A 20,597-nucleotide genomic window follows, 5' to 3' on the forward strand; every position below is an offset into this window, starting at 1 on the left:
CTCCGTACATTCACTCGCACAGTCATATCGTTCAGCCCCCTCGCAGACCGGCGTCCAGGACCGCCCGCGCGACCGGCGCGGCCACGGAACCGCCGGTCGCGGCCAGCGCCCGATCGCCGCCGTTCTCGACGATCACCGCGATGGCGATGGTCGGATTCTGGGCCGGGGCAAAGGCGATATACCAGGCGTGGGGCGGCGTATTGCGCGGATTGTCGCCGTGTTCGGCGGTTCCGGTCTTGGACGCGATGGTGTAGCCACGGTTCTGCTGACCGCCCGCGGTGTTCTGCTCCGAGGCGATCATCATGCTGGTCAGCTGGGAGGCGACCGGGGCGCTGACGGCCTGGCCGACCGAGACCGGCTTGGTCTTGGACAACTCGCTCAGGTCCGGCGCCTGCAGCGAATCCACCAGGTAGGGCTCCATCCGCACGCCGCCGTTGGCGACGGTCGCCGCGATCACCGCGTTCTCCAGCGGGGTCAGCGCGACGTCGCGCTGGCCGATGCTGCTCTGCGCGAGCGCGGCGTTGTCCGGGATCGAGCCGACGGTGGACTCGGCGACCGGGATCGGGATCCCGCGGCTCGGGCCGACGCCGAACGCGGCGGCCGCGTCCTTGAGGTTGGACGCGCCGATCTTCTGGCTGAGTTCGGCGAAGGCGGTGTTGCAGGACAACCGGAACGCGTCGTAGAGCGAGGCGGTGTTGCCGCCGCCGCAGTGCGAGCCGTTGTAGTTCTCCAGCGTGGTCTTGGTGCCGGGCAGTTCGATCTGGCTCGCGGCGGTGAACTGGTCCTCCGGTGTCGCGACGCCGTCCGAGAGGGCCGCGGCGGTGGTCACCACCTTGAAGGTGGACCCGGGCGGGTAGGTCTGGGAGACAGCGCGATTGAGCATCGGCTTGGACTTGTCCCCGCTCAGTTCCTCCCAGGCCTGGGTGCCCTTGGCCCCGTCGTGCCCGGACAGCAGGTTCGGGTCGTAGCTGGGGGTGGAGACCATGGTCAGGATCTTGCCGGTGCTCGGCTCGATGGCGACCACCGAACCGGTGTAGCCCTTGGCGGTCAGCTGGTCGTAGGCGACCTGCTGCATCGCCGGGTTCAGCGTGGTCAGCACGTTCGCGCCGCGCGGATCCCGGCCGGAGATCATGTCGATCAGCCGGCGGCCGAACAGCTGGCTGTCCGAGCCGTTGAGCACCGAATCCTCGGCCTTCTCCAGGCCGTTGCTGCCGTACTGCATCGAGTAGAAACCGGTGATCGGGGCGTAGGCGTCCGGATCGGTCGGGTAGGTGCGCAGGTACTTGTAGCGGTCGTCGGTGGCGACCGAGCTGGCCAGCACGGTGCCGCTGGCCGAGATCTGGCCGCGCTGGCGCGAGTACTCGTCGAGCAGCACCCGGGAGTTGCGCGGATCGTGGCGCAGGCTGTCGGCCTTGCCGAAGGGACCGATGGACACCTGCACGTAGGTGGCGTTGATCAGCAGCGCGACGATCATCAGCATCACCGCGACCGCGACCCGCCGTAGGGGAGTGTTCATTCCTGCGGCCTCGCATCCTTACGGATCATCTCGGTCGGCGCCTCGGCCAGGGGAGCCGCGGGTTCTTTCTTGCGGCCCGGCGCCGGCGCGCGAGCCGCGTCGGAGATCTTGATCAGCAGTGCCAGCAGCAGGTAGTTGGCCAGCAGCGAGGAACCGCCGTAGGACATGAAGGGCGTGGTGAGACCGGTGAGCGGAATCAGCTTGGTGACACCGCCGACAACCACGAACAGCTGGATCGCCATGGTGAACGCCAGGCCGGCCGCGAGCAGCTTGCCGAAGCTGTCGCGCACGGCCAGCGCGGTGCGCAGGCCGCGCACCACGAACATCAGGAACAGCATCAGCACCGCGGTCAGGCCGATCAGGCCGAGTTCCTCACCGATGGTGGTGACGATGAAGTCGGTCTTGGCGAACGGGACCTGGTTGGGCCGTCCGTTGCCCAGGCCGGTGCCCGCCAGACCGCCGGTGGCCAGGCCGAACATCGACTGCGAGATCTGGTAGCCGGTGTTGTTGTAGTCCGAGAACGGATCCAGCCAGGTGTGCACGCGCACCTGGACGTGGCCGAAGGCGTTGTAGGCGAAGACGAATCCGATCGCGAGCAGCCCGCCGCCGATGATCAGCCAGCCGACCCGCTCGGTGGCGATGTAGAGCATCACCAGCACGGTGGAGAAGATCAGCAGCGAGGTGCCGAGATCCTTTTCCAGCACCAGCACGCCGATGCAGACGATCCACACCGCCAGGATCGGCCCGAGGTCGCGGGCGCGCGGGAACTCCATGCCCAGCATGTGCCGACCGGCGGTGGTGAACAGATCACGCTTGGCGACCAGCACCGAGGCGAAGAAGATGATCAGCAGGATCTTGGAGAACTCGCCGGGCTGCACGCTGAAACCGGGCAGCCGGATCCAGATCTTGGCGCCGTTGGTCTCGGAGTACGCGCTGGGCAGCAGCGCCGGAATCATCAGGGCGACAAGGCCGATCAGGCCCAGGGTGTAGCTGTAGCGGGCCAGCGTGCGGTAGTCGCGCAGGATGGCGAGCACCGCGATGAAGCCGATCGTGCCGAGCGCGGTCCACATGATCTGCGGGCTGGCGTCGGGGGAGGGGATGGTCCACGAGTTGTAGCGGGCGTTCTGCGCTGCCCCGAGATCCAGGCGATGGATCAGCACCAGCCCGATGCCGTTGAGCACCGCGACAATCGGGAGCAGCAGCGGGTCGGCGAAGGGGGCGAAGCGGCGCACCGCGAGGTGGGCAACGCCGAACAGGGCCAGGTAGGCCGCGCCGTACTTGGCGATGTCCCAGGTGACGGACTGCTCCTGGCTCGCTTCCACCAGGAACAGCGACACCGTCGTCAGCACGGCCGCGAAACCCAGCAGCATCAGTTCGACGTTGCGCCGGGTAGACGGCGGCGGCGCGGGCGCGAAGCCGCCGGGCGGACTGGGGTAGGCCCCAGCGGACGGCGGTGCCGGTGCGGACATCAGTCCGTCACCCGGCAGTTCTCCCCCGGCGTCTGGGGGGTCGCCGACGTGGACGTCGGCGCGGTGGGCTCCACCTTCGTCGGTGTCTTGAGGTCGGTACCCCGGGTGTCTCCAGGAGTCGGCTCGCCCGGCGGCGGCACCGGAACCGGGCCGGTGGTGGGCGCCGGGTTCGGCGTGGGTGTCGCGCTGGGATCGCCCGACGGGACGACGCCGGGCTGCGGCACCGATTCCTTGGGCGTGCACACCGGCAGCAGCTGCTGGGAGGCCAGGCGCCGCATCTGGCTCTCGGCCTCGTTCAGCGAACCGGGCGGCAGACCCTGGTTGACCTGGTTGCGCCCGGTCTGGGTGAGATCCTCGACCTCGAGGGCCCGGCAGCCGGCGGGCAGGGTGGTGCCCGTCTTCAGCACGGTGAGCTCACCGTTCTTGGTCACGCAGCCGATGGTGTCGACCTCGTGGATCGAATAGCCGAGCACCGAACCCGGAAGTCCGCGCATGATCACCACTTTGCCACCGTCGGCGGCGACGTAGTAGTTGTTGCGCACCATCTTGTAGCCGACCAGCAGGCCGACGCCGACCGCGAGCACCAGGCCCAGCGACAGCAGGATCCAGCGCAGCTTGTGCGATTTGGCCGGCGGCTCCGGTTCCGGAGCGGCACTGGCCCGGCGCGGCGGCGCGGCGCGCGGGGGGCGCATCGCGGCGGCCCGCCCGGCGGCGGTGTTCGGGGGCGGGGTGTCCTCGTCCTGACCGGAGGCGGCGCCCGCCACGATCGGATGACTCTGCCCGTAATCGAGATCGATGACGTCGGCGACGACTACCGTGACGTTGTCCGGGCCGCCGCTGCGCAGCGCCAATTCGATGAGCCGGTCGGCGCATTCGTCGGTGCTGCCCTCGCGCAGGGTGTTCGCGATGGTCTCGTCGCTCACCACATCGGACAGACCGTCCGAGCAGAGCAGATAGCGGTCGCCCGCGCGGGCCTCCCGCATGATCAGCGTCGGCTCGATCTCGTTGCCGGTGAGCGCGCGCATGATCAGTGAGCGCTGCGGATGGGTGTGCGCCTGCTCGGGGGTAATCCGGCCCTCGTCCACCAGGGACTGCACGAAGGTGTCGTCGCGGGTGATCTGGGCCAGCTCGCCGCCGCGCAGCAGATAGGCGCGGGAGTCGCCGATGTGGGCGAGGCCGAGTTTGTTGCCGGCGAACAGGATCGCGGTGAGCGTGGTGCCCATGCCGTCGAGCTCGGGCTCTTCCTCGACCTGGTCGGCGATCGCGCCGTTGCCCTCGTGGATCGCGTGGTCGAGCTTGCCGAGGAGATCGGTGCCCGGCTCGTCGTCGTCGAGATGGGCCAGGGCGGCGATCATCAATTGGGAGGCGACTTCACCGGCGGCGTGGCCGCCCATGCCGTCGGCCAGTGCGAGCAGTCTGGCGCCCGCGTAGACGGAATCTTCGTTGTTGCCTCGCACGAGGCCGCGGTCGCTACGCGCTGCGTAGCGGAGAACAAGTGTCACGATCGGAGCTCGATCACTGTCTTGCCGACACGAACCGGAGTGCCGAGCGGAACACGGACGGCGGTGGTGACTTTCGCGCGGTCGAGATAGGTGCCATTGGTCGAGCCGAGGTCTTCGACGTACCAGTCGTCACCACGCGGGGAAAGTCGCGCATGCCGGGTGGAGGCGTAATCATCGGTGAGTACCAGCGTGGAATCATCCGCGCGCCCGAGCAGCACCGGTTGGGTGCCGAGCGTGATGCGCGTGCCGGCGAGTGAACCTTGAGTCACCACAAGATATTTGGCGCCCTTCTGGCCGCGGCTGAAGGACGGCAGCACCGCGGAACCGCGTGCGGCCCTGGGCTGGATCCGAATGCCGGAGGCCGCGTAGATGTCGCTGCGCAAGGTTCGCAGAACCGCCCACACGAACAGCCACAACAGCAAGAGGAACCCCGCTCGGGTCAACTGCAGGATCAATCCCTGCACGGCGTTCCACCTCCTGTTCGACCGTGATGTCTGTCGGTGCCGGGGAGGTGCAGGTTCGCCCCCACCCGGCTGCTGGTCTTGCCCGGCCCCATGACGGTGCCGCGCGTTGGCAGCATCATAGGGCCGTCAGTCGATTTCGATCACGATACGACCGCAGAACCGCTGTTCGCCATGTTCAGCACACGTCATGTCATGACCTGGACGCGAGCTTACGGGATCAGACGATTCGGATCAGGATCTCGGAGTGCCCGGCGCGGATGACATCGCCGTCGGCGAGCTGCCAGTCCTGTACCGGGGAGCCGTTGACCAGGGTGCCGTTGGTGGACCCGAGATCGGACAGCATCGCGGTCTGACCGTCCCAGCGCACCTCGATGTGGCGGCGCGAAACACCGGTGTCGGGGAGGCGGAAATGCGCGTCCTGGCCCCGGCCGATGATGTTGCTGCCCTCTCGTAGCTGGTAGGTGCGGCCGCTGCCGTCATCCAGCTGCAGGGTGGCCGAATAGCCCGAACCCGCCGGTGCCGCACCGGAATACGGCGCGGGCTGGGCGTACCCGGCCTGTGCGCCGTAGCCGCCCGGTTGCGAGTAGGCCTGGCCGTAGCCGCCCTGCTCCTCGGCGTAACCCTGTTCGCCGTAGCCGGGTTCGGCATATCCCTGCTGGCCATAGCCCTGCTGCTGGCCGTAGCCGGGCTGGCCGTAAGCCGGCTCCTGGTAGCCCGGTTCGCCGTAGCCGGGCGCCTGCCCGTAGCCCGGCTGCCCGTAGCCCGGCTGCTGCTGGCCGTAACCCGGCTGGCCGTAGGCCGGCTCCTGGTAACCGGCAGGGGCCTGCCCGTAACCCTGTTCGCCATAACCTTGCTGGCCGTACCCGGGGGCCGCGCCCTGGCCGTAGCCGGGCTCCTCGTAACCGCCCGGGGCCTGGTACCCACCCGGCGCCTGGTAACCGGCCGCGGCCTGGCCGCCCTGCTGGTAGTCGTAGCCGTTCTGGTATTCGCCGTAACCCTGCTGACCACCCTCGGGCGCGCGGTAGCCCTCGGCGCCCTCGTAGGGCGCGCGGTACTCGTCGCGGTAGGCGCCGTTGGGCGGGTTGGGCCGCCCCGCCGGCGGCGGTGCGTACCCGCGATTGCGTGGATCGGACTCCGCGGGCTCACGGCTCGGGTCGTAGCCAGAGTTCTGCGTCATGGGGCCAGCTCCTGGTTGCGGGTTTGCAGGTCGTTGTGGCGAGGGTTCCGGGCGGTGAGCCGGTGTAGCTCCGCTGCCGGCGTCGGGATCGACCCGGCCGCGTGCCCTGAACTGTCCGGTGTGCAGCGTAGGTGATGCCTCGAACGCTACGTGTACTTCGCCGTAGGTCTGCCACCCCTGATCGCGGATGTAGTCCTGGAGATGTTTGGCGAACGCACGGGTGGTGAGGGTGTGATCGGCGTCGAGTTTGCCGTGATCGGAGGAGTTGATGGTGATCACATAATTGTTCGGCGCCAGCAGATGTCCGCCGCCCACGTCCTCGATGTGCTCGGAAGCTTCGCGCTGCAGCGCCGCCTCCACCTCCTTGGGTACGACATTGCCGCCGAAGGCACGAGCGAACGCGTCGTCGACGGTGCCTCGCAAGCGAGCTTCGAATCGCGAAACGATGCCCATCCCCGGCCTCCCTTCGTCGAACGTCTTCCCCGAGTCATAGCCCATTTCATAACAACGACACGCGCGTATGGCGTGTCGTGTGTCGACCACGTTCATTGCATGATATCCACGATCGTCCACACCTGTAACTCCTGAGAACCGCGGTGGGTTCCCACTGTCACCAGGAGTCATCAACGGTATCGCTGACCAGGTGATTTCGTTTCCGAGACACACCCGTGATAAGTTCTTCCAGTCGCTCGGGCGAGTGGCGGAATGGCAGACGCGCTGGCTTCAGGTGCCAGTGTCCTTCGGGACGTGGGGGTTCAAGTCCCCCTTCGCCCACCAGATGAGAGGCCCACACTCGATGAGTGTGGGCCTCTTCTCTTTTCGGCATCAGTTCTTCGTCATTTTGGGTGTCGAACGTGCCGCCGGGCGTGGCGCGCCCGTCCCCGCCGGATCCGTGATAGTGATTTCCGTCTCGATGAGTCCGCGCCGGCCCGATCCGGCCGCTTCCGCGCAAACCGTTGCCCCGACATGAGAACCTGTTCTAGTTTGGGGCATGCGTAGATATGAAGGCCGTCGTGTAGTGGTGACCGGAGCCGGTTCGGGGATCGGGCAGGGCATCGCCCTGCGGCTGCTCGACGAGGGGGCGCAGCTGATCGCCGCCGACATCGACGAGGCCGGCCTGCAGACCACCGCCGAGAAAGCGGGCGACGCGGCCGAGCGGCTGCGGACCGTCCGGGTGAACATCGCCGATCCCGAGTCGGCCGCCGCGGGTATCGCCGAAGCGCTCGAATTCCTCGGTGGGCTCGATGTGCTGGTGAACGCGGCCGGCATCCTCAAGCCCGCGCGCACGCACGAGATGCCGCTGGACGCCTGGAACCAGGTCATCACCGTCAACCTGACCGGCACCTTCCTGATGACGCAGGCCGCGCTGCCCGCGCTGCTGGACTCCGGGCACGGCGTCGTGGTGAACCTGTCCTCGACCGCGGCCACCAACGCCGCGCCCTATCTCGCGGCCTACGCGGCCTCCAAGGGCGGGGTCAACGCGTTCACCCACGCCATCGCGCTGGAATACGCCAAGCAGGGGCTGCGCGCGGTCAACATCCTGCCCGCCGGCATCACCAGCGGGATCACCACCAAGTCCATCCTGGATCAGCCCGACGGCGCGGACTGGAAACTGTTCACCCGCCTGACCGGCTGGCTCAACGAGGGCGCGCTCGGCAACCCGGACGACATCGCGGGTGTGGTCGCCATGGTCGCCTCCGACGACGGCCGCTATATGACCGGCTGCGAGATCCGGGTCGACGGCGGCGCGGCCATGTAGCTCACCGCGGCGTGGCCACCAGCAGATGCGCGGGGATCGGCCGGCCCGGGAGCTGCTGGTGTGTCACGGTGCAGCCCGCGCGTTCCAGCGCGGCGCTCACCTCGGCGACCGGACGGAGCGTGAAACCGTAGGCGGTGAACGGCATCTTGGTCATCGCGTCCGGATCGCCGATGCCGATCACCAGCTTGCCGCCGGGGCGCACGACGCGCGCCAGCTCGGCGCAGGCGGCATCCAGATCGGGCAGGAAGTAGATGGTGTTGACCGTGATCGCGGCGTCCAGGCTGTCGTCGGTGAACGGCAGGGCGGTCAGCGATCCCGCGTCGAGGCGCAGGCGTCCGGCTTCGATCGCGCGGGCGAAGCGCGCGCGGGCCCGGGCCAGCATGTCCGGCGAGATCTCCACGCCGTGCACGACGCCGTCCGCCGCGGGCCGGGCGAGCAGCAGCTCCAGCCCGACGCCGCCGCCGAACCCGATGTCGGCGACGGTCGCGCCGGTTGCCGCGCCGGCGGCGGCTTCGATCAGACCCCGGTTGCCGCGATTGAGCACCAGGGCGACGCCCTTGCCGAGTACACCGTGCGGATTGCCGAGCTGGCCGGCGAGGGTGGACAGGACTTTGGCGCGCATTCCGGGCATGGGTTCATCGTAGGGAGAGCGCCGTGGTCCGGCTTGGACGAATTGAACCGCTGATGGTTCAAATACTGTTGCCGACGGCGCCGGTCGGGTTGGATCGGCACCGACGCCTCGCACCCGAACTCGAAAGCTGACCGTATGCGCACCCCGTTTGTCCTGCTCGCCGCCTGTGCGCTGGCGCTCGCGCCGTCCGGCGCGGCCCAGGCCGCCGACTGGGGGCCGCTGGCGCCGCCGAACCCGCATCTGGGCCCGGTGGGCACCTCGACCATGCACGGCGACGCGGGTTCCTCGGACGCGACGCCGCTCGCCGGGCCGGGCGCGGGATCGATCTCGGTGGCGGCCTACCCGCTGGCTTCGGCCTGCCCGACCATCTTGCAGGGTGCGGACGGGCTGGCGGTGGCGCTGTGCACCGCGATCCTCGGGCAGAAGCCGACGGTGCATCTGCTCGATCCGGCGAGCGACGGCCCGATCGGTACCTCGCTGGCTTCCTTGGAATTGGCGAAAGGCAGTCTGCTCGGCGGGGTTTACGCGTACCTGGACAACGCCGATCGGCTGGTGGCCGTGGACGGCGACCGAAAACTGGTGCGAATAGGGCATAGCCGCGAATCCGGGCGCTGGCGCTTGTCGGTCGACTCCACCGTAGATCTGTCCGGCGTAATTCCGGTGGGCGACAACGTGACCGGGCTGGTGCCCGATTGGTCGGGCAATGTCTGGTTCGCCACCGGCAAGGGCGTGGTCGGGCTGGTGCCGCCGTCCGGTGCGCCGGCAACCCTCGGGCTGCCCGCGGGCGAGCAAGTGGCAAACAGCATTTCGGCGGCGCCGAACGGGGCGGTCGCGGTCGCGACGACGCACGCGCTCTACGAGTTGCGCGCCGGCGCGAACGGCGGGCCCGAAATCCGCTGGCGCGCGGACTATGCGCGAGGCTCGGCGCGCAAGCCCGGGCAGCTCAGCTGGGGGACCGGTTCGACGCCTACATATTTCGGCCCGACCAACGGCGCCGATTATCTGACCATCGTCGACAACGCCGACGATCAGGTGCGGCTGCTGGTGTTCCGTTCCGGCAGCGGTGAACTGGTGTGCTCGCGCCCGGTCCTCACCAAGGGCGGTGCGGGCAGCGAGAATTCGCCGATCGGGGTCGGGCGCTCGGTGTTCGTGGCGAGCACCTATGGCTATCCCTATCCCGCCGTGCCGGAGGGCGCGGGACCGGCGGTGCCCGCGACCGCGCCGTTCACCGGCGGGATGACGCGGGTGGACGTGGACGAAAACGGTTGCCACACGGTGTGGGAGAACACGGTGCGCAGCGCGGCGGTGCCGCATCTGTCCACCGCCGACGGCAATCTCTACACCGTCAGCCGGGTGGGCCCGGATACCACTACGCCGCTGGATGGTTACGCCTTCACCGTGCTGGATCCCGAGACGGGCGCGGTGCTTTCGGATCGGCCGCTGCCCGGCACCATCGTCGACGATCCGCTGCAGACCTCGGCATTGCTCGCGACGGGTGGGCGGGTGCTGCAGGGCACGATCACCGGAATCCTGCGTATCAGCTGAACTTTCGCGCCCAGGCTGTGGATATCTGGGGATGACCTGTGGAATTCGGCTGTGCCACACCGAAAGCGCTGGTAGCGCGCGCTGCCGGGGACAGGCGCGCCGACGGCCGGTGAAACGCTGAATTTCCGGCCCGCCCGCAGCGTCGGCGTAGTCGTGTTTGCGCCGTTCGCCCGATGTACGCGAGCCTGTGGATATCTGGGGTCGAATTGTGGATAACACTTGTGTGCGAACGGTGTTTGCGCAGGCTGTGGCGGCGTGGTTCGGGGTGGGGAGTGAAAGCCGCTGTGCTGCACAGGGTGTGCACATCCGAGTGGCGCAACTGTGCCGCGTAGCGGCTCCCGCGCTGATGGGACCCGGTTTCGGCAGTCGAGGGGAAGATCGGCGCAACTGTGCACAGTTGAACGTTGAACTGTGGATCGAGCGCCGTGCGGTGCGCGAGATGCGGGGCTCGCCGGGTTGTCCACAAGGAAGGTGGCTCGGTGCTGGCCGTGCTGGTCACGGCGGCGGTTCCCGGGCCGAAATCGGGGTCCGTCCGAACTCGGAGATATGTCCGTGCGCCGGTTCCGGAAACTCGGCTGAGGCGAAGATCACACCGGTGTGCGGGGTTGCGGTTGTGCTGCTGTTCGGGCCGGATGGCGCAGGCGGGGCCGCAGTCTTTCTGTAACTGGTTATCGTCGGGTAGTAGCTGTCCGGAGTATGCCTAGGGGCGAAACTCTAGGCGGACATACTGCGAATAGCCCAATAAACAAACCTGGAGTTGCTTTCTTTGGTTCGGTGCACTGGTTATCGGCCGGGCAACCCTGAAGTTGCAGGTGGAGAGCCTCAGGGTGAGTTCGCGGCGCGCCGGGATGCCTCCGGGCAAATGGATCTGGCAACGATTGTTGCGTTTGGTTCCGCTCCGCGCAATCGATTTTCGTATCCAGTAAAGCGCTCTATACAGAGCCCGCCGCGGCGTCTCCGGTGCGGAGCCATGGATTAGCTGGGGGTATGAAAAACCGTGCGGTCACTAGGGTTTGCTGGAGAGCTGCTAAATACGCTTGACACCCGTGCAGGGGGTTGCGTAGGGGTAACGATTGTGTAGAGTTAATGCCAACGCTGGCCGCAGCTGAGCTGGACTCGCTGCGGCCAGCGGAACTCAAATGGGGGGTTCCGAAACCACGCTGGATCAGGCGTTGCTACCGCGTTTGCGGACCCGTTCCACTCATCGTGTGCTCGGCGTTGTCTGCCACGGATTTTCGAGACTGTGCACAGTCCGATCGCCGGTTGCTCCGAGTGCTGCCCGGCGGCCGAGGACGAAGACATACAGCAGGAACAGCACCTCCGCGAGCAAGCCGATGCCGATCCGCATCGGGGCGGGCAGCGTGCTCGGCGTCACGAAACCCTCCAGCAGGCCGGACACGAACAGCACCGCCACCAGACCGAGCGCGATCGTCGCGGTGGCCCGGCCCTGCCTGGCCACCGCCTCCAACCGGCTCAGCCGGCCCGGATCGATCAGCGTCCAGCCCAGCTTCAGGCCCGCGCCGCCGGCCACGAAAATCGCGGTCAACTCCAGCATTCCGTGCGGCAGGATGTAGCCGAAGAACGCGTCCAGCCGCCCCGCCTCGGCCATCAGCCCGCCGGTGATGCCGATATTCACCGCGTTCATCACCAGCATGTAGAGCACCGGCAGGATCAGCACGCCGGTGAACAGGCAGATCGCCGTCACCCACGCGTTGTTCGTCCAGACCTGCGCGGCGAACGCGTCGTTCGGATGCTCGGTGTAATAGGTCTCGAACGCGCCACCGGGCGCGGTGATCTCGGAATTATCCGGCGGAATGCCGAACAGCTCTCGGGCCGCGCCGGACCCGCGCACCCACTCCGCCAGGCCCGCCGACAGCAGCACGAACAGCGCGCCCACGGTCGCCCACCACACCCAGGTCCGGTACACCGCCGCCGGGAAGACCTGCGTCCAGAACCGGCCGAATTCCCCCCACGCGCCGGACCTGGTGCCGAGCACCTTGCCGCGGGCCCGCGTGAGCACCGCGCTGAGCCCGGCGATGAGTTCGGGCTCCGGACTGTGCGACTGCAATCGGGCCAGCTGCTGGGAGGTGCGCCGATACAGCGCTACCAGCTCCTCCGCCTCCGCGCCGGTGAGTTTGCCCCGCCGGGACAGAAAATCGAGGCGGTCCCACGACCGTCGATGCATGACGCTGTAGGCGTCCACGTCCATTTCGGTTGCCTCCCATACCGCCGATGGGAAGAATGCTAGTCACATGGCTGAATTCACTACCGGCGAAGCAGTCTCGCTAGAGCTGCCGATCGCCCGGATCCCCACCAGGGCCACCGCGTTCCTCATCGACGTGCTGGTCCAGTTCATGCTTGCCACCATCGCCTTGATCGCGGTCGGCATCACCCTCACCGAGCTCGACGCCGACGACGCCTGGGCTGCCGCCCTGATCCTGCTGACCGTCGTCGGTGTCCTGGTCGGCTACCCGGTCGCCTGCGAAACCCTGACCCGGGGCCGCACGCTCGGCAAGCTCACCGTCGGCCTGCGGGTGGTGCGCACCGACGGCGGCCCCATCGACTTCCGGCACGCCCTCACTCGCGGCCTGACCGGCGTCATCGTCGACTTCTGGATCCTGGGCGGTTTCGGCGTGATCGCCGTCGTCTCCTCGATCTGCTCCCCGAACGCGCGCCGGGTCGGCGACGTGCTCGCGGGCACGGTCGTCGTGCACGCCCAGCAGCCGATGCCCCGCCCCGCCCTGGCCGTGCCGCCGGTCTGGCTGGCCGGCTGGGTCACCCAGCTCGACCTCACCGGTATCCCGGAGGACCTGGCCCTCGCGGTGCGTCAATACCTGACCCGCCTCAAAACCCTCACCCCCGCCGCGCAATCCGCCCTGGGCTACCACCTGGTCGACGCCGTCTGCACCCGCCTGCGCGTGCCACCCCCACCGGATTACCCGCCGGTCCAAATCCTCGGCGCGATCATCGCCGAACGCCAGCGTCGCGCCCTCACCCCCAAGGGCCCCAGCCTGGTCCGCACGGGCTAGACCGCGCCGACGGCGCTAGCCGGTGAAGGGTGGGATCAGTTCGCAGGGGACCGGTCGGGGGTTGGCCGGGTCGAGGGCGTTGAGGGCGAAGGCGGCGGCCCGGGGGCTGCCGGCGATGCCGAGATGTTCGGAGAGGTCGGATTCGCAGCCGTCCTGGACGACGATGGTGGTGGCGTTGGGTCCGGGGGCCTGGCCGACGGTGTACGGCACGATGATCTCGTCGTAGCGGGTGAGGATGTTGGTGTAGGTGACTGTCGGGTTGTAGCCGCCGCCGGATTCGGGGAGCCATTCGGTGCCGCGCAGCCAGCGGGGCGCGAGGGCGACGAAGGTGTCGACCTTGCCGGCGCCGCCGAGATTGTTGATGTAGTAATTGCCGACGGCGTTGCCGCGGGAGTGGCCGACGATGTCGACGCGGTCGGCGCCGGTCGCGGCGCGGACGCGATCGATGAAAGCGCCGACCTGGGCCGCGCTTTCGGGGATCGGGCGCTGGGCGCCGATCGAGTCGAGCGGCCACGGGGCGGGGAGCGCGCCGTAGGTGAGGCTGTAGACGCAGTAGCCCTCGTTGGCGAGCAGTGGCGCGTAGACGCCCCAGTTGGTTTGGCCGCCGCCGCCCGAGCCGTGCAGCAGGACAACGGGATCCGGGTGGACCGCGGTGGGGCGGCAGGACCAGTCGTTCGCGCCGGGCAGCGAGCCGCCGGGGTTGGTCAATTCAGCGGGGATGCCGGAGAAGAAGTTGTAGTCCACGGGGTAGTCGGCCTGGGCGGGTGCGCTCGCGGTGGTCCACACGGCCGCGAGGGCGGCGGCGAACAGCACTGATTTCGGTGAGCGCCGGAGCAATCCACGCATTGTCGGTCCCCTCGGGGTCGATCCACCGCAGTGCTACCCGAACCGGGTCCGCGCCCCCGCGGCTGAAGTCCTGCCCGCGAATCTAACTGGAATCAGTTCCCCGTGTGCGGGAAGCGGTCGCTACATCGTGCCGGACTGCTTGAGTTCCAGGTACTCGTCCGCGAGCGCTCCGGGCAGCCGGTCCGGCGGCGCGGAGACGACCGCGATGCCCATGCGGCGCAGCGACTCCTGCACCAAGGCCCGTTCGGCGAGCACCGATTCGGCGGCGGCCGCGGTATAGAGATCGGCCAGGTGGTCGCGGCGGGTGGCGGCCGCGGCGATGTCGGGGTCGGTGACCGAGACGATCAGGACGCGGTGCCGTACGGCGAGGACCGGCAGCACCGGCAGCAGGTTTTCCTCGACGGCCGCGCCGTCCAGGGTGGTGAACCAGACGACCAGGCTGCGGCGACGGGCGCGTTGGATGACGGCGCGGACCAGGCCGGGGGCGTCGGTGTCCAGCAGGGCCGGGGTCACCCCGGCCAGCGCGTGCATCAGTTTGAGTTGCAGTCGGCTGCCGCCGATTCCGCGCACTTCGGCGCGCACCCGGCGGTCGTAGGCGAGGAGATCGACGGTGTCGCCCGCGGCCCCGGCGAGGCCGCCGAGCAGTAGTGCCGCCTCGATGCTCGCGTCCAGGCGGGTGCCCGCGCCGACCCGGCCGGCGCTGATGCGGCCGGTGTCGAGCAGCATCATCACGTGCCGGTTGCGTTCGGGCCGCCAGGTGCGCACCAGCACGTCGGTGGCGCGGGCGGTAGCGCGCCAATCGATGGAGCGCACGTCGTCGCCGGCGACATACTCACGGAACGAATCGAATTCGGTGCCCTGGCCGCGGGTGTTCGCGACGTTGCGGCCTTCCAGATGCTGTAGCCGCTTCACCTTCGAACGCATCAGTCGTTCACTGCGGAACGGCGGCAGGGCGCGCACCCGCGCGGGCACGACGTGGCGAGTCTGACGGCCCGCCAACCCGAGTGGGCCGAGCAGCCGCAGCGTCACCGGACCCGCGACGCGGTCGCCGCGGTAGGTGGGCGTGAGCGTGGTGCGCAGGCGAACCAGTGTGTTCGGCGCCAAATGGATGCGGTGGCGGCGGTTTCGGGTGCGCGCGCTGTCGGGCCAGTCGTCCCACAGGTAGCCGCGCACGGTGCGGTTACCGGTGTTGGTCACGACCAGTTCCACCTCGGTGCTGCGATCGAGCCGGACCACGGTCAGCGGGTCCCGGGTCAGGGTCAGATCGCGCGCCCGCGCCACCCAGCCCAGGTCGATCAGCAGCAGCCAGCCCAGGATCGAGGTGACGAAGATGATGCCGCCCCAGCCGTGCAGGAACGCGGCGACCAGCACTGCGCCCAGCGCCGCGACGGCGGCCAGCCGCCCGGTGACGACCACGACTACACCGGGACCGGGACCGACAGCAGCAGCGACGAGAGCACGCCCTCGGTCGTCACGCCGTCCAGCTCGGCTTCCGGCTTCAGCTGCAACCGGTGCCGCAGTACGGCGGTGGCAACGTATTTCACGTCGTCGGGGGTGGTGAACGTGCGCCCGTTCAACCAGGCGAAGGCGCGGGCGGCCGCCATCAGGGCGGTGGCGCCGCGGGTCGAGGCGCCGTGCTGCACGGCGGGGGAGTTGCGGGTGGCCCGGCACAGGTCGACCGTGTAGGCCAGCACCTCGGGGCTGATCGTCACCTGGGCGATCGCGGCCCGGCCGGCCGTGATGTGCGCGGGCCCGGCGACCGGACGCAGCCCGGCGGCGGTCAGATCGCGGGGGTCGAAGCCGGCGGCGTGCCGCTGCAGGATGCGGAATTCGTCGTCGCGACCGGGCAACTGGATGTCGACCTTGAACAGGAACCGGTCCAGCTGCGCCTCCGGCAGCGGGTAGGTGCCCTCCTGCTCGATCGGGTTCTGGGTGGCGATGACCACGAACGGGTCCGGCAGCAGCTGCGGCTTGCCGTCTACCGAAACCTGGCGCTCCTCCATCGATTCCAGCAGCGAGGACTGGGTCTTCGGGGGCGTGCGGTTGATCTCGTCGGCGAGCAGCAGATTGGTGAACACCGGGCCGTGCCGGAAGGTGAACTCCGCCGAGTGCGGGTCGTAGATCTGCGAACCGGTGACATCGCCCGGCATCAGGTCGGGGGTGAACTGCACCCGCGAGTGCTCCAGATCCAGCGCGGTCGCGAGCGCCCGCACCAGCAGGGTCTTCGCGACACCGGGCACACCCTCGAGCAGCACGTGCCCGCGGCACAGCAGCGCGAGCACCAGATACATGACGGCCTGATCGTTGCCGACCACCGCCTTGCCGATCTCGGTGCGCAACGCGGCGAAGGCCTGGGCGGCCTCCGCGGCGGTGGGGGTGTGGGTGGCGTCGGTCTGGGTCATCGGTCCCCTCCTCTGGGTCCGGCGGCGAGGCCGGCTGGTGTGCCGCGTGGTTCGTCGGCCTCGATCAGATCGAGCACGGCGGCGACGATACGCAGGGTGTCGGTGTCGGGCACGGGCCCGTAGAGCGCGGTGCCGGCCACCTGCTGGTCGAGTCCGGACCGCGCGCAGACGGCGGCGATGATCTGATCCGGCCGGGCGTCGGCGGGCACGCCCAGCGTCGGGCGGATCCGGCGCAGGGTGGCGGCCCGCAGTTTGGCGGCGACGTACTCGTGGTCGCCGGAACGGCGATAGAGCGCGGCCTGTCCGGCCTGCAGCTCGTTGGCCGCGACCTCGACCGGGCGCGGCTCCCGGACCAGCGCGCCCCGGCGGCGGCCGCGCCACCAGGCCAGCGCGGCGCCGGCGATCAGGAATTGCAATCCGCCGAACGCCAGCCACGGCGGCAGCCGGGTGAAGATCGAATCCTCGCCCTCGGCACCGCAGAAGAACCAGCAGGTGTCCTCGTCGGGCTGGTCGGGCGGGGGCGGGACGTCCGGTGCGGTGGGCGGTTTCGGCGCGGGCGGTGTGCCCAGCGCGTTGAGCGCGCCCCACAGGATCAGCCCCAGCGCGAGCGTGGCGAGCACGATCGCCCAGAATTTCGGGTTCCGGAGCAGTTTCGGCACCGCGGGTAGCTCGCGGCGTTTGCGCGCGTTCACCTCCACCGGCGCGGCTTCGGCGGGCCCCGGCTTGGGTGCGGGCGCGGCCTCGGAGTAGCGGTCGGCCTGCGCCAGGCGGCGGTATTCGTCCTCGGTGGCGCGGCGGCCGCCGTAGACGACCTCGTCGAAACTGCGTGCCGTCGGCTCGATCTCGGTGCTCACCTCGGGCGGTAGCGCACCCGAGGTGTCCTGGGCCGTCTCGTCGGCGGTGCGCGAGCGCCGGACCTCGAGCACGCCGTTCTGTTCCAGCCCGCGCACCATGGCCCGGAAACGTTCGCGCAGCGCCCGGTCGTAGTCGAGGTCGGCGGCGGCGGCGTCGGCCGCGCCCCGGTGCTGGGCGGCGGGGCCGAGCGGCGGGATATCCGGCGCGGGCGCTTCGGGTGTGACCCGCCAGAACTCGAGTTCGTCGCTCATCGCACCTCGGGGATTCGGATGTCGAGACCCTCACGGCGGCAGCGCAGATCGAGATAGCAGACCACCCGGGTCGCCGCCTCCACGATCTCGCCGACCGCGAGGAACAGCAGCAGCATCGTGGTGGTCAGCGCGACCACGGTCCACATGCGGGTGCCGGAGAAATCGGAGAGGAACAGCCACAGGCCGAACAGGGGCAGCATCATCAGCAACAGCAGGCCGCGATGGGCCAGCCACAGACCGGCCAGCGCCCAGGTCTTCCCGGAGACCAGCAGTTTCGTGCGGGCTTCGGCGACGGCGCGGCCGGCCTGCTCGGCGAAGATCACCGGCACGGCGACATAGTGCCTGGCCCGCAGCCACCCGACGAGCGGAAGCACCAGCAGGCCGAGCATCGACAGCAGGGTCAGCCCGAGCAAAGGTGCGGCCGTGACCAGCAGAGCCAGCAGGCCGAACACTACCGTCCAGATCAGGGTGTAGGGCAGTTCGAACAGCAGTAGCGGAACCACCACGGCGCGTAGCCGTTCCAGTGCGGCGCGCCGGCCGAGCCGGTGGCCGGCGACGTCGGCCAGCCCGAGCGCGACGGTCGTGCCCCGCAGCAGAAAGCGCAGCGCCCAGACGGCGATCAGCATGGCCAGGATCGCGCCCCACCGGATTCCGGCGTCGGAATCGCCGGTCAGCCGCGCGATGACGAGGGTGAACCCGAGCACGAACAGCTCCGCCAGCACCAGCCCCACGGCCGCGAGCCCGGCCAGCACCGCGATATTGGCCTGGACCAGTGCGAACGGTACGTCTAGTAGTTCACGGAAGGTCAACGGGCGCACGGGCACCGTCGGTCCTACTGACCCTGGTGCCGGATCGTCTTCCGCCCCGACGGCACCGGCCGGGTCGGCTGGTAACACGCGGCCCACTCTAGAGCGTCCGCGCCGCTCCCGTCACCTCGGTAAACGGCGCGACCCGCCGGGTCAGCGACCGGCCGCCGGCCCGAGCAGGCGGGCGACGATGTCGCGATACAGCGCGGGCTCGACGGGTGGCAGGCCGAGCAGGGCACGCAGGTAGACGCCGTCGCCGACCAGGCCGACGATCTGGGCCTGGACCGGGTCGGCGATCTCGCTGTCCAGTCCGGCTTGCCATTTCGCCATCACCTGGTCCAGCGCGTGGTCGACCTCGTCCGCGTCCGGCGCGCCGTCCAGGGTGCGCATGGCGGCGAGCATGGAGCGCTGCACGGCGATCTCGAGGGCGTCGTCCGCGTCGTCCGGGTGCGGGGCTTGCAGATACCACTCGGCCACCGATTTGCCCTCGGCGACGGCGTTTTCCAACTGCTGGTCGGCGCGCTCACCGAGGCGGCGGACCAACCCGGCGAGCAGGGCGTCCTTGGATTTGAAGTGGTAGAGCAGGCCGCCCTTGGAGACGCCGGCCGCGGCGGCGACGCTCTCCAGAGTCACCTGGGACATGCCCTTGTCCAAGAGCAGCGTTTCCAGCGCGTCCAGGATGCGGTCGCGGGTGCCGTTGGGGTCGCGAGGTGTCACGCCCACCGACTGTACCGTCTGGACGGTAAATCTGTTACTGTACCGGCTGGACGGTTCACCCCTCGAGAGCAGAAGGATCATGACCACCAAACCCACCGCCGTACCCGGTCCGGGCGCACCCGCGCCGGCCCGGGCCACCGCCCGCACCTGGGCCGGTCTCGGCGTCCTCGCACTCGCGCTGCTGCTGATCGCGGTGGACGCGACGGTGCTCGATCTCGCCGTTCCCGCCATCAGCGCCGACCTGGCCCCGACCACGCCGCAGCTGCTGTGGATCATCGACGTCTACTCGTTCGTGCTGGCCGGCCTGCTGATCACCATGGGCACCCTCGGCGACCGCATCGGCCGCCGCCGGCTGCTGCTGGTCGGCGCCGCCGGCTTCGGCCTGGCCTCCGCGCTGGCGGCCTGGGCGGTCAGCCCGGAAATGCTCATCGCCGCCCGGGTGCTGCAGGGCGTCGCCGGCGCGACGCTGATGCCCGCCACCCTCGGCCTGATCCGCGGCATGTTCGCCGACCCGCGCCAGCGCACCATCGCCATCTCGGTGTGGGGCGCGATGGCGGGCTCCGGCTCCGCGCTCGGCCCGCTGCTCGGCGGCTGGCTGCTCGAGCACTTCTGGTGGGGCTCGGTCTTCCTGGTGAACCTGCCGGTGATGGCGCTGCTCATCGTGCTCGCACCGCTGCTGGTGCCGGAGTCGCGCGATCCGAACCCGGGCCGCTTCGATCTGTTCAGCGCGGGGTTGTCCATGCTGGCGCTGATCCCGATCGTGTACGCGGTCAAGGAAACGGCGGCGCACGGCTTCGAGTGGGGCGCGGTCGTCGCGGCCGCCGTCGGCGTGCTGTCCGGCGCGCTGTTCCTGCGCAGGCAGCGCCGCCTGGCCGACCCGCTGCTCGATTTGGCGCTGTTCCGCCGCCCGCCCTTCCGGGCGGCCGTGCTGACCAACCTGCTGTCGGTCTTCGCGCTGGCCGGTGTCCTGTTCTTCGGCTCGCAGTATTTGCAGCTGGTCCTGAACCGCTCGCCGTTGGAGGCGGGTCTGCTGCTGGTCCCGGGCACGGTGGGCAGCATCGCCGGTTCGCTGGGCGCGGCCTGGCTGGTGCGCTACTGGCGGCCGGTGCACGTGCTGTGCGGTGCGCTGCTGGTGGCCGCCGCGGGCGGGATGCTGTTCTGGTCACTGCGCGCCGATCCGTCGGCGGGCGTGCTGCCGTTCGTCCTCGGCTTCACCCTGATCGGCGTCGGAGCCGGTGTGGCGCTCACGGTGTCGGCCGACCTGATCATCAGCTCGGCGCCCGCCGAGCGGGCCGGAAACGCCGCCGCCATCTCGGAGACGGCGCTGGAAGCCGGTGTCGCCCTGGGTGTCGCGGTACTCGGCAGCGTCGTCATGGGTGTGTTCCGGAACGGCTTGGACGCGTCCGCGGTCCCGGCCGCGCACTCGGGCGCGGCTCGCGAGTCCCTGGGTGGCGCGGTCGAAACCGCCCGTCTGCTACCGGAATCCGCGGCCGCCGAGCTGCTGGAATCGGCCCGCTCGGCCTTCGTGTCCGGCGTGCACTGGGCGGCGACCGGCACCACGGTGATCCTGCTCCTGACCGCGGTGATGGTGTGGCGGTCGGCGCGCACGAAGCGCTCGGCAGACTAGA

17 protein-coding genes and 1 tRNA gene are annotated in these 20,597 nt (G+C 69.5%); 5 read left to right on the plus strand and 13 right to left on the minus strand.

The window, feature by feature from the left end:
• Nucleotides 1–31 precede the first annotated feature (31 nt).
• The 5 genes from AB0H76_RS24625 to AB0H76_RS24645 form a co-directional block, all read right to left on the minus strand.
• The gene (locus tag AB0H76_RS24625) at nucleotides 32–1,516 is read right to left on the minus strand and encodes a penicillin-binding protein 2 (protein WP_357328293.1); all 1,485 of its coding nucleotides are present in this window, start codon (nucleotides 1,514–1,516) and stop codon (nucleotides 32–34) included.
• Entirely contained in the window at nucleotides 1,513–2,985 is a 1,473-nt protein-coding gene (locus AB0H76_RS24630) for an FtsW/RodA/SpoVE family cell cycle protein (protein WP_357328296.1), read from the minus strand. Before AB0H76_RS24630 ends, AB0H76_RS24625 begins: the two co-directional genes overlap by 4 nt.
• Nucleotides 2,985–4,487 (minus strand): PP2C family serine/threonine-protein phosphatase, encoded by a 1,503-nt coding sequence (locus tag AB0H76_RS24635; RefSeq protein ID WP_357328299.1) that lies wholly within the window; start codon nucleotides 4,485–4,487, stop codon nucleotides 2,985–2,987. The genes AB0H76_RS24630 and AB0H76_RS24635 overlap by 1 nt, the downstream gene beginning before the upstream one ends.
• Entirely contained in the window at nucleotides 4,484–4,951 is a 468-nt protein-coding gene (locus AB0H76_RS24640; RefSeq protein WP_357328302.1) for an FHA domain-containing protein, read from the minus strand. The genes AB0H76_RS24635 and AB0H76_RS24640 overlap by 4 nt, the downstream gene beginning before the upstream one ends.
• Before the next feature lie 217 nt (nucleotides 4,952–5,168).
• Nucleotides 5,169–6,581, minus strand: a complete 1,413-nt coding sequence (locus AB0H76_RS24645) for an FhaA domain-containing protein (protein WP_357328305.1) — start codon at nucleotides 6,579–6,581, stop codon at nucleotides 5,169–5,171.
• A 238-nt stretch (nucleotides 6,582–6,819) separates the two neighbouring features.
• Here AB0H76_RS24645 and AB0H76_RS24650 point away from each other — a divergent pair.
• Nucleotides 6,820–6,905, plus strand: a tRNA-Leu gene (locus AB0H76_RS24650).
• Nucleotides 6,906–7,119: 214 nt separating this feature from the next.
• On the plus strand, nucleotides 7,120–7,887 hold the full coding sequence (locus tag AB0H76_RS24655) for an SDR family NAD(P)-dependent oxidoreductase (RefSeq protein WP_357328307.1): 768 nt from the start codon (nucleotides 7,120–7,122) through the stop codon (nucleotides 7,885–7,887).
• 1 nt (nucleotide 7,888) lies between these two features.
• Here AB0H76_RS24655 and AB0H76_RS24660 read toward each other — a convergent pair whose 3' ends face one another.
• On the minus strand, nucleotides 7,889–8,518 hold the full coding sequence (locus AB0H76_RS24660) for a methyltransferase domain-containing protein (RefSeq protein WP_357328310.1): 630 nt from the start codon (nucleotides 8,516–8,518) through the stop codon (nucleotides 7,889–7,891).
• A gap of 135 nt (nucleotides 8,519–8,653) precedes the next feature.
• Between AB0H76_RS24660 and AB0H76_RS24665 the strand changes: the two genes are divergently transcribed.
• On the plus strand, nucleotides 8,654–10,063 hold the full coding sequence (locus AB0H76_RS24665; protein WP_357328313.1) for a hypothetical protein: 1,410 nt from the start codon (nucleotides 8,654–8,656) through the stop codon (nucleotides 10,061–10,063).
• A 1,201-nt stretch (nucleotides 10,064–11,264) separates the two neighbouring features.
• On the opposite strand, the gene AB0H76_RS24670 is transcribed toward AB0H76_RS24665, so the two are convergent.
• A complete protein-coding gene (locus AB0H76_RS24670; protein ID WP_357328316.1) occupies nucleotides 11,265–12,272 on the minus strand; it encodes a stage II sporulation protein M in 1,008 nt (335 codons plus the stop codon).
• A 43-nt stretch (nucleotides 12,273–12,315) separates the two neighbouring features.
• Between AB0H76_RS24670 and AB0H76_RS24675 the strand changes: the two genes are divergently transcribed.
• A complete protein-coding gene (locus tag AB0H76_RS24675) occupies nucleotides 12,316–13,092 on the plus strand; it encodes an RDD family protein (RefSeq protein ID WP_357328319.1) in 777 nt (258 codons plus the stop codon).
• A gap of 15 nt (nucleotides 13,093–13,107) precedes the next feature.
• Here AB0H76_RS24675 and AB0H76_RS24680 read toward each other — a convergent pair whose 3' ends face one another.
• The 6 genes from AB0H76_RS24680 to AB0H76_RS24705 form a co-directional block, all read right to left on the minus strand.
• Nucleotides 13,108–13,938, minus strand: coding sequence for a lipase (locus tag AB0H76_RS24680; RefSeq protein WP_357328322.1), 831 nt, complete (start codon nucleotides 13,936–13,938; stop codon nucleotides 13,108–13,110).
• 120 nt (nucleotides 13,939–14,058) lie between these two features.
• Nucleotides 14,059–15,354: a DUF58 domain-containing protein gene (locus AB0H76_RS24685; protein ID WP_357328325.1), complete on the minus strand. Its 1,296-nt coding sequence runs from the start codon at nucleotides 15,352–15,354 to the stop codon at nucleotides 14,059–14,061.
• Nucleotides 15,355–15,356: 2 nt separating this feature from the next.
• Nucleotides 15,357–16,340 (minus strand): MoxR family ATPase, encoded by a 984-nt coding sequence (locus AB0H76_RS24690; protein ID WP_357328328.1) that lies wholly within the window; start codon nucleotides 16,338–16,340, stop codon nucleotides 15,357–15,359.
• On the minus strand, nucleotides 16,337–17,446 hold the full coding sequence (locus tag AB0H76_RS24695) for a DUF4129 domain-containing protein (protein ID WP_357328331.1): 1,110 nt from the start codon (nucleotides 17,444–17,446) through the stop codon (nucleotides 16,337–16,339). Before AB0H76_RS24695 ends, AB0H76_RS24690 begins: the two co-directional genes overlap by 4 nt.
• Nucleotides 17,443–18,270 carry a hypothetical protein gene (locus tag AB0H76_RS24700; protein WP_357328334.1) on the minus strand — a complete coding sequence of 276 codons (828 nt, stop codon included), beginning with the start codon at nucleotides 18,268–18,270 and terminating at the stop codon, nucleotides 17,443–17,445. The genes AB0H76_RS24695 and AB0H76_RS24700 overlap by 4 nt, the downstream gene beginning before the upstream one ends.
• A 135-nt stretch (nucleotides 18,271–18,405) precedes the next feature.
• On the minus strand, nucleotides 18,406–18,969 hold the full coding sequence (locus AB0H76_RS24705; protein WP_357328337.1) for a TetR/AcrR family transcriptional regulator: 564 nt from the start codon (nucleotides 18,967–18,969) through the stop codon (nucleotides 18,406–18,408).
• A gap of 79 nt (nucleotides 18,970–19,048) precedes the next feature.
• Between AB0H76_RS24705 and AB0H76_RS24710 the strand changes: the two genes are divergently transcribed.
• Nucleotides 19,049–20,596: an MFS transporter gene (locus tag AB0H76_RS24710; protein ID WP_357328340.1), complete on the plus strand. Its 1,548-nt coding sequence runs from the start codon at nucleotides 19,049–19,051 to the stop codon at nucleotides 20,594–20,596.
• Nucleotide 20,597 lies beyond the last annotated feature (1 nt).

Origin of the sequence: Nocardia sp. NPDC050712 (assembly GCF_040654295.1) — a bacterium.
Lineage (GTDB): Bacteria > Actinomycetota > Actinomycetes > Mycobacteriales > Mycobacteriaceae > Nocardia.

Excerpts from the sequence above, each read along its gene's own strand:
- AB0H76_RS24660 (WP_357328310.1), bottom strand. The coding sequence starts at position 8,518 with ATGCCCGGAATGCGCGCCAAAGTCCTGTCCACCCTCGCCGGCCAGCTC.
- AB0H76_RS24670 (WP_357328316.1), bottom strand. The coding sequence starts at position 12,272 with ATGGACGTGGACGCCTACAGCGTCATGCATCGACGGTCGTGGGACCGC.
- AB0H76_RS24710 (WP_357328340.1), top strand. The coding sequence starts at position 19,049 with ATGACCACCAAACCCACCGCCGTACCCGGTCCGGGCGCACCCGCGCCG.
- AB0H76_RS24625 (WP_357328293.1), bottom strand. The coding sequence starts at position 1,516 with ATGAACACTCCCCTACGGCGGGTCGCGGTCGCGGTGATGCTGATGATC.
- AB0H76_RS24645 (WP_357328305.1), bottom strand. The coding sequence starts at position 6,581 with ATGGGCATCGTTTCGCGATTCGAAGCTCGCTTGCGAGGCACCGTCGAC.
- AB0H76_RS24680 (WP_357328322.1), bottom strand. The coding sequence starts at position 13,938 with ATGCGTGGATTGCTCCGGCGCTCACCGAAATCAGTGCTGTTCGCCGCC.
- AB0H76_RS24690 (WP_357328328.1), bottom strand. The coding sequence starts at position 16,340 with ATGACCCAGACCGACGCCACCCACACCCCCACCGCCGCGGAGGCCGCC.
- AB0H76_RS24630 (WP_357328296.1), bottom strand. The coding sequence starts at position 2,985 with ATGTCCGCACCGGCACCGCCGTCCGCTGGGGCCTACCCCAGTCCGCCC.
- AB0H76_RS24695 (WP_357328331.1), bottom strand. The coding sequence starts at position 17,446 with ATGAGCGACGAACTCGAGTTCTGGCGGGTCACACCCGAAGCGCCCGCG.
- AB0H76_RS24665 (WP_357328313.1), top strand. The coding sequence starts at position 8,654 with ATGCGCACCCCGTTTGTCCTGCTCGCCGCCTGTGCGCTGGCGCTCGCG.
- AB0H76_RS24675 (WP_357328319.1), top strand. The coding sequence starts at position 12,316 with ATGGCTGAATTCACTACCGGCGAAGCAGTCTCGCTAGAGCTGCCGATC.
- AB0H76_RS24655 (WP_357328307.1), top strand. The coding sequence starts at position 7,120 with ATGCGTAGATATGAAGGCCGTCGTGTAGTGGTGACCGGAGCCGGTTCG.